General features: G+C 36.8%; 5 protein-coding genes. 3 read left to right on the plus strand and 2 right to left on the minus strand.

Annotation, left to right across the window (positions count from 1 at the left end):
* On the plus strand, positions 1–1,752 hold a 1,752-nt coding region (gene ppsA, locus F6K22_RS20600; protein ID WP_293101970.1), incomplete at its 5' end, for a phosphoenolpyruvate synthase.
* A 580-nt stretch (positions 1,753–2,332) separates the two neighbouring features.
* On the opposite strand, the gene F6K22_RS20605 is transcribed toward ppsA, so the two are convergent.
* On the minus strand, positions 2,333–2,899 hold the full coding sequence (locus tag F6K22_RS20605) for a Uma2 family endonuclease (protein ID WP_293101972.1): 567 nt from the start codon (positions 2,897–2,899) through the stop codon (positions 2,333–2,335).
* Positions 2,900–3,492: 593 nt separating this feature from the next.
* Between F6K22_RS20605 and F6K22_RS20610 the strand changes: the two genes are divergently transcribed.
* Together F6K22_RS20610 and F6K22_RS20615 are read left to right on the plus strand one after the other, a co-directional pair.
* Positions 3,493–5,388, plus strand: coding sequence for a 3'-5' exonuclease (locus F6K22_RS20610; RefSeq protein ID WP_293101975.1), 1,896 nt, complete (start codon positions 3,493–3,495; stop codon positions 5,386–5,388).
* Positions 5,389–5,393: 5 nt separating this feature from the next.
* Entirely contained in the window at positions 5,394–6,668 is a 1,275-nt protein-coding gene (locus tag F6K22_RS20615) for a tetratricopeptide repeat protein (RefSeq protein ID WP_293101978.1), read from the plus strand.
* Positions 6,669–7,049: 381 nt separating this feature from the next.
* On the opposite strand, the gene F6K22_RS20620 is transcribed toward F6K22_RS20615, so the two are convergent.
* Entirely contained in the window at positions 7,050–8,522 is a 1,473-nt protein-coding gene (locus F6K22_RS20620) for an aldehyde dehydrogenase family protein (RefSeq protein WP_293101981.1), read from the minus strand.
* Positions 8,523–9,274: the final 752 nt, after the last annotated feature.

A 9,274-nucleotide genomic window follows, 5' to 3' on the forward strand; every position in this document is an offset into this window, starting at 1 on the left:
CCAAGTAACCGTGGAGGCATAGGCGGGGATACGTTCTTCAAACCCACCCTCAAACAAGGTTTCCGCCCCATCCTGGAAAAACGTCTCGGTACAAAAGAACTGAAGATGATTTACGACATCGGCGGTTCCAAACTTACCAAAAACGTGCCAGTGCCAGTTTCCGAACGGGAAAAATATTGCATCAATGACGATGAAATCTTACAACTGGCAAAATGGGCCTGTATTATTGAAGAACATTATTCTGAAGTGCGTGACCATTACACCCCAATGGATATTGAATGGGCAAAAGACGGTCTCACTGGTGAACTGTTCATCGTGCAAGCGCGTCCAGAAACAGTACAATCTCAAAAATCTGGTAGCATTCTCCGTAATTTCAAACTCAAAGGTAGCAGCGATGTATTAGTTTGCGGTCGCGCTGTGGGAGAAATGATTGGGCAAGGTGAAGCTCGTGTTATTCTTGACGTGCATAAAATTGATGAGTTTATGCCAGGGGAAGTTTTGGTGACTAACAAAACCGACCCTGACTGGGAACCTATTATGAAAAAAGCTAGCGCTATAGTTACTAACCAAGGGGGACGCACTTGTCATGCTGCTATTATTGCGCGGGAGATGGGTATTCCAGCAATAGTTGGTTGTGGTGATGCTACGAAACTGTTGTACAATAGTCAGGAAGTAACTGTTTGTTGTGCTGAAGGTGAAGAGGGCAAAGTTTATCAGGGTATGGTGCCATTTGAGGTGCAGGAAACTTTGTTGGATAATTTGCCTAAGACTCGGACTAAGATTTTGATGAACGTTGGCAACCCAGAGGAAGCTTTTGGTCTATCTTCTATTCCTTGCGATGGCGTTGGTTTGGCACGGTTAGAGTTTATTATTGCCAATCATATAAAAGCTCACCCATTAGCTTTAATTCACTATGACGAGTTGGAAGATCCTTTAGTGAAACGGGAAATTGGTAATTTAACTGCATTGTACGAACATAAACCAGATTTCTTCGTTGATAAACTGGCGCAAGGTGTAGGTACGATCGCTGCTGCTTTTTATCCAAATCCTGTAGTGGTGCGGATGAGCGATTTTAAGAGTAACGAATATGCGAATTTATTAGGTGGTTATCAGTTTGAACCAGGGGAAGAAAACCCCATGATTGGTTGGCGGGGTGCATCTCGTTATTACGATCCAAAATATCGCGATGCTTATGCTTTAGAGTGTAAAGCGTTGAAGCGGGTACGGGATGAGATGGGTTTGACTAATGTGATTCCAATGATTCCTTTCTGTCGCACTCCCGATGAGGGTCGCAAGGTATTAGCGGAGATGGAGAAAAACGGTTTAACACGGGGCGAGAATGGGTTGCAAGTTTATGTCATGTGCGAGTTGCCCAGTAATGTGATTTTTGCCGACGAGTTTGCGCAAGTCTTTGATGGTTTCTCCATCGGTTCAAATGATTTGACTCAGTTGACTTTGGGTTTAGACCGAGATTCGGCGTTAGTGGCGCATATTTTTGACGAACGGAATGAGGCAGTACGTCGGATGGTGAAAATTGCCATTAAAGCAGCTAAGAAATACGATCGCAAGATTGGTATTTGCGGTCAAGCGCCTAGTGATTATCCAGAGTTTGCGCGTTTTTTAGTTGAAGAGGGTATTGACTCATTGAGTTTAAATCCTGATTCATTGTTGAAGACTCTCTTGGATATTGGTAAGATGGAGGAGTCTGGTTCGGTGATGGATGATATTATGGATGTAGCGAGGGCGAAGTAATTTTACAGCGGTTTTCCTGCACGGTAGACCACAGTAGGGACGTTGCATGCAACGTCCTTACAGGGTTTTGTTTATAGCGATGTAGTTCATTAATTTGTTGAAAAGCGCTGTAGTGGCGTGTCTAGACTAAAATTGTGGGTTAAGAGCGATCGACCAGCTAAGACCTCTCCCCCAACGCTAGCAGAGAAGGGGGTTGGGGGGTTAGGTTTTTTAACCCACATTTTCAAGCTTGACACGCCAGTAGTAGACCGATACAGCTAAAATGGTGCAATAGTAGGGGCGGGTTTTAGCTAGAATTTCAATGCTTACTCTAAGATTTACATAAACCCGCCCTAATGCACACCCATTAGTTGTGTCAGTCTAGTAAGTTTTTGATAATTTCTATCTTTGTCTAGAAACTAGCGATCGCTCCTTTTGTTAAACATAGATTCTATGTAGTAAAAAGGAGCGATATTGTTTCATTTATCAAAATAACATGGGTCTAAAACCCCGCCTTTTAAGGTGCAATATTTTTGGAGAGTTGCTCAAATCCCCGTTACAAAAATAACTTCTGACTTCTGACTTCTGACTTCTGAGTTCGTTAATCTTCCTCATCAAAGACTGGCGGCCAAAGTTCGGAAATGGATATTTCCCAACCAGGGAATAGTTCGGGAATGCTCAATATGTCATCCCCTGTAAGTTCAGTGGGTTCTCCTGTGGGGCGATAAATTATTACTTTTTCTTCATCAGGATCGATTAATATTGCGACTTGCACTCCCAATTCAATATATTTTAGGAGTTTCTTTTTCAGAGGGGGAACTCTATCGCTTTGAGACTTGATTTCCACTGCTAGATCGGGTACCATTTCTGCAAAATAGCGGATACTTCGTGGCAAGCGATCGGCTTTGACAAAAGATACGTCTGGTGCTTTGAGGTTGCTATCGGGTAAGATAAAACCACCCGCAGAGTCAAATACCCGCCCCAGACGACGAGGGTTTATCCAAGCATAAAGAGAAGAAATTAAGCGAACTCCTACTTCGCTCGAAACGATATCTGACGGCCCCATAATTGATATTTTTCCACCTTCTAATTCTAATTGATAATCTAAACCTGCTTCATTGAATAGGGTTTGTATTATTTCTAAGTCTTTGATGGTGACATCCGACATACTTCCTCAGCAATTATATGATGATAGGTTGATTTCTATTTTAGCAGAAGATGCTAAATATTGAAGTCGGGCAGCAAGTGACTATCCAGAGTTTGCTTGGTTCTTAGTTGAGGAAGGTATTGACTGTAGACTCTCAAAAAAATTTTTTGTATATAGCAGTCGAAGCAAAGATTAGGACATTTCTAAATCCTGAAATCCTTTGACAGTTTACTATTCCCTATTCCCTATTCCCTATTCCCGATTCAAGTAGCGCTATACATCAGTGAAAACTAGGTAAATTGATATCAATTTAATCAAAAAAATCAGTATTTTTGTGTAAAAATAGTTTTTTTTATTGTCTATTTTTACTTTATATATTTAAGTATCAGGTTGAATAAACCCTGCATATTATAACCCTTTATTGACTAAACATAACTACTGTTATTACAGCAAAATTACTTAAATTTGAAAATTTAAGCGATTAAAAATTTCTGTATGACTAGGTTAGCAAAAAATCTAGATTCACTAATCAAAAATAATTACCATTGTAGTGCTATAGTGAATATCAATTAGTTCAAATAAGTTTCCAGTTAATTGGTCAATCCAAATTAATTATGGCACAAATTATTCCTGACAGGATTCCAGCAAAAGCTAGTGCTGGTGAAAAACGGTTGTATAATATTTTATCTAGGCTACCTGATGATTTCTCGGTTTGGTATGAACCTAATATTGATGGGCGTTATCCTGACTTTATAATTTTATCTCCTGATTTTGGAGTGTTAATAATTGAGGTAAAAGGATGGAATTTTAAGGATATTTTGAAGGCTAAGTCAGATTATTTTGAGATTAAATCGAAGCAAGATGGCAGAAAAACAAATGAAAAATCTCCCTTGCTTCAAGGACGAGATTATCTTTTTAAGATACTTGATAGACTAAAAAAACACCCGGTTTTGACTCGTCAATCGGGGAATTATCAAGGAAAATTATGCTTTCCTGTGGGTGTTGGGGCGGTGATGTCTAATATAACTTATAAAAAAGCATCTGAATATCAACTTGACCAACAAATATTACCAATAAAAAAAGTAATTTATAGAGATGAATTATTAAACTGGGAAGAGGGAAAAGTACCAAATGAGATAATTATTCAACGTTTTCAAGAAATGTTTGAAATTAAATTTAATTTTCCGAAATTAACACCCGATCAAATTACGACTATCAAAGGTTCGATATATCCGGAAATTGTGATTAGAGAGGAAAAAGCTACTCCTGATAGTGTGCCTGATAATATTCAATTTTTACCTAGTGATACTATCTTAAAAATACTCGATTTTAGACAAGAAGGATTAGCTAAAAGCATTGGAGATGGACATAGAATTTTTCTTGGTGTTGCCGGGTCAGGAAAAACATTACTATTAACTTCTAGGGCAAAATATTTACTTAACCGTAACCAGAATTATAAAATTTTGGTTGTTTGCTACAATGTTAGTCTTGCAGCTTATTTACGTTCCGTTTTACATCAAGATTCACAAAATCCTCAATATCAAAATATAGAGGTTACTAATTTTCATAAGTGGGCAAATTCAATTATTGGTGATTCAGAAAATCAACAACGTGAAAACTATGATGAATTTATCGCTGAGGCAACTTTAAAACAACTATCTAACTATTCAGATGATCAAAAATATGATGCTATTTTAATTGATGAAGCTCATACTTTTGTACCTAGTTGGTTTAAATGCTGTGTTAATGCTTTAAAAGATAGTGAAAATGGAGATTTAATGATTGTTGCTGATGGTAATCAAAGCATTTATCAACGAGGTAATTTTACATGGATAAGTGTAGGAATTAAAGCACGGGGTCGAACAATTACCAAAAAATTTGATTTAGATAAAAATTATCGCAATACACAACAAATATTATTGGCAGCTTCAGGAATTTTAAAACCAATAAATGATAGAGTTAATCAATCATTAGAAGAACAAGAGATAAGTTTTCCCCTAATACAACCTACACAAGCATTGAGGGAAGGAGAAATTCCTGAATTATATCTAGCTAGTGATTCAGAACAGCAAGACAAAAGTATAATCAAAACTATTCAAAAACTTCATAAATCAGGATTAGATTTTAATGAAATAGCAATTATTTACCGCTATAACACTAGGCTAAAATCAATCATTTCCATGATGAATCAATCTGATATACCCACTTATTGGGTTAGTAAAGATAGGAAAAGTAAAGCAAAGTATAATCTCAATTTAAAAGGAGTGAGAATAATCACTTTTGAATCATCTCTAGGATTAGAATTTAAAGCAGTTTTATTAATTTGGTTAGAACAATTTGATGACTGTATAGGAAAAAATAAAACTGATGCTGAAATATTAGCAAGGAGAAAAATATATGTTGGGATGACTCGCGCTAAAGAATATTTACATTTATTTTCTAATAAAAATGCCAAAATTGCTCCAGAGTTAATTAATGGTAATTATTTTGATATTATTGATGAGGGTTAAACACAATGTCTAATAATCTAATTGAACAAGCTCAACAATTTTTAAAACAGGAAAACTTTCCCGCAGCAGGCAAAATTTTTCGTCAATTTTGGGAAGAAGAAAATAATAGCTATGCTGCAAGTCGTTATTTATCTTGTTTACGGAAAGCAGGACATCCTGGTGCTGCCATCAGACAAGGAAAAAAAGCTAAGGAACAATTCCCGGATAACAATTATATTAAAAGTGAATTAATTTGGGCTTGTTATGACAGAGATATTAAAAAATTTGCAGCAGAAGAAAATTTATATGACTTGATAAAATCAGCCATCAATATTTTAAGTCTTCAACCAGATAAATTGCCAAAAGAATTAACAGTTATGGCTGTTGTTAAATTAGCAAAACAAAAAGAAGAATGGCAGATAGTATCAGAATGGTGTAATAAATTAGAGCCACAAAATCTAGATAAAACTACAATTAATTGCAAAGGAAAATCTAAACAAGAACAATGGTTTTTTGCTAAAGTTAAAAGTTTAGTTCAATTAGAATTATGGAAAGAAGCTCGTTATTGGGCATTACAAGCTATCAAGTTATATCCAAAAGAAATTCATTTTTATCGTTGGGCTGCTTTAGCTTTAGGATATCAACGAGAAGTAAAACAAGCTATTAATGAATTAGAAAAGATAATTTTAACCCAAAGAGTAGAATGGTATATATTGCAAGATTTAGCAAATTTTTATTCTTGTTTAAACCAACTAGATAAAGCCATCATGTTTAGTTGTCGTGCTGCTTTAGCACCAGGAGAAGATAAAACAAAAGTTACTCTATACATGAATATTGCTCAACTAAGTTTAGATACAGGAAATATAGAAATGGCTGTCAGAAATATTGAACTATCTAAAGCTATTCGCGAACAGGAAGGATGGAAAATTAAGCAAGATTTACAAGAGCTAGAGTATAAAATATACCAAGAATTAGAAAAATCTCAAAAGACTGTTGAACTTGAAAGTAAAAATATTAATTACCTACTTAAATTATGTCAAAAAGACTGGAAAAAACAGGCTTATTCCAATCTGCCTCAAGAAAGCGGAATTATTGATTACTTACCCCAAGATAAATCTCATGGTTTTGTAATTACCGATGATGGTAAACGAATTTTCTTTTTACAAAGAGATTTACCACCTTATTTGAGAAAAGAAAAGCTAAAAGTATATTTTAATTTAGAAAAAAATTGGGATAGAAAACATCAAAAAGAATCATTTAAAGCTGTTAATTTCTCGTTTGATGAATATCAGAATTACTAAACCTAAATAACCTCTAATAATAACCATATTTATAGCATTTTCACTTAGTTATACCAAAGTAGGGATGTTTCATGGAACGTCTCTACAAAGATTGTTGTCTTAACTGTGTAGTTCACCTATCTGAAAAGCGCTATAATACATTACAGGATTTGGAAAATATGTTGTAAAGATTCAGCCGTCAGCTATCAGCTATCAGCTATCAACTATTGCTTTTAGTAAACGATAAATGTAGGGGCGAATGGCGATTCGCTCCTACAGAATTCTCCTATAAAGCCAATTTTTGTTCCGTCAAGATAGAACGCCAAATATTCTTGTAGGGACGTTCCATGGAACGTCCTTACTTTTTTTCGGAGATGTCTAGTAAGAGTAATTAATCATCAACTACATCTTCACAGTTACAGTCTTAGTCTCTGTATACTGCTGTAAACCATACTCTCCCAACTCCCGACCAATACCAGACTGCTTAAAACCACCAAACGGTGCAGCAGCATCAAACACATGATAACAATTTATCCAAACTGTACCAGCACGAACAGCATGAGCTACAGCATGAGCCTTACCTATATCCCGCGTCCACACTCCCGCAGCCAGACCATATATCGTATCATTCGCCCGTTGCACCAATTCATCAATATCCTTAAACTTAATGATGCTCATCACCGGACCAAAAATCTCTTCTCTGGCAATTTTCATCCCATCCTGCACATCAGCAAATACAGTGGGTGCAATAAAATAACCGCGATCGCCAACTCTTGCCCCACCACATAACATCTGGGCACCATCCTGTTGACCAGACTCAATATAACTCATTACTTTATTAAACTGTTCCTCATCTACTTGGGGTCCCTGTTCAGTTCTAGTAGCAAATGGGTCGCCCACCATCCGACGTTTTGCCCGCTCTACACTTTTGGCAACAAACTCGTCATAACATTTCTCTTCCACAAATAAACGAGAACCCGCATTGCAACACTGACCTTGGTTAAAGAACAAACCAAAATGCGCTCCTTCAATAGCAGCATCCATATCCGCATCAGCAAACACAATATTAGGACTCTTGCCACCGAGTTCTAAAGTCACCCGCTTTAAGTTACTCTTGGCAGCAGCTTCCATGATTAAATGACCTACTTCTGTCGAACCAGTGAAAGCAACTTTATCAATATCGTTATGGTGGGAAATGGCAGCACCAGCAGTTGGGCCATAACCAGACAAAATATTAACTACACCAGGAGGAAAACCAGCTTCCACAGCTAACTCTCCCACCCGAAAAGCTGACAATGGTGTTTGTTCGGCAGTTTTCATTACTAATGTATTACCCATTGCCAATGCTGGAGCAAGTTTCCAAGCTTGCATTAATAGAGGGAAGTTCCAAGGAATGATTTGACCAACAACTCCTACTGGTTCGTGGCGGGTGTAACAGAAATAGGAGCCATTGATAGGAATAGTTTTACCTTGAACTTTGTCTGCCCATCCTGCATAATAACGATAGCAGGCGATGGATAAACGTAAGTCTGCATTGAGAGAGTCATTGAGTGGCTTACCATTATCTAGGGTTTCCAGTCTTGCCAACTCTTCTATATTTTCTTCCATCAAATCTGCTAACTTGTATAGAAGTTCCCCTCGTTTAGTAGCGGACATTTTTGGCCAATCGCCACTGGTAAATGCTTTGCGAGCTGCTATTACAGCTTTGTCTACATCAGGTGCATCTGCTTCCGCAACATCACAAATAACTTCTCCTGTTGCAGGGTTAATAGTTTCAAACCGTTTGCCAGAGGCACTTTCTACCCACTCGTTATTAATTAGAAGTTTAGTGGGGCCAATTTTTACGTTTTGTTCTGGTCTTGTAGCTGTTACCATAAATTTTTCTCTCACTTTGTCGTGAATATAACCTTTTTACCTCTTAGTAGTCTTTGATCTAAAAAACTTTAGATATTTTTAATAATGCTGAGGATATCAACTTAAATTAAGATCTATTTATCAAAATAATTGGGTCTAAAACCCTGCCTTTTAAGGCGAAATGTTTTTGGAGGGTTACTCAAAATCCCTTTTATACCAATTTCATAAATGTTTGCTACAGTTTCTTGAGTAGGTAGAGACGTTGCATAAGGGCGTCCGAGAGCGAGAAGTAAACATAAGAATAATTAACACGCTCCTAGCTCGTAATTATCAAAAAGGTCATTCCACCTGTGTTAATTACTTAATAATTGAAGTTTCACCTAAGTTAAGCATTCTTTTTTCACCCTTGGTATTATATGATATCCGAATAATAAGTAGACTTGTCGCTAAATAGATGGAAAAAATCGCTCAAATTAAAACACAGCAGTAATTCCAGATGTTTGAAATTGGTAATAGCTAAAATTATTACTTGACTTGGGTTTGCCAGTTTTTTTTAGTTATCAAGCGACAAGTCTAGTGATAAAAAAGTTCTTGTTTGTAGTAGGGCTTTAATTATAATATCAAATCCGGGGGAATTGGACATAAACAAATTCTCCAATCGTCATAACTACGCTCATCTTTGTAATTCTCTCTCCTCCTGACTCAGTCCGACTGACTTCCCCTCCGGTGGAGGGGTTAGGGGTGGGTTGATTCAATTACGACTTAAACCTTTC

Source organism: Okeania sp. SIO2F4 (assembly GCF_010672385.1).
GTDB lineage: Bacteria > Cyanobacteriota > Cyanobacteriia > Cyanobacteriales > Microcoleaceae > Trichodesmium.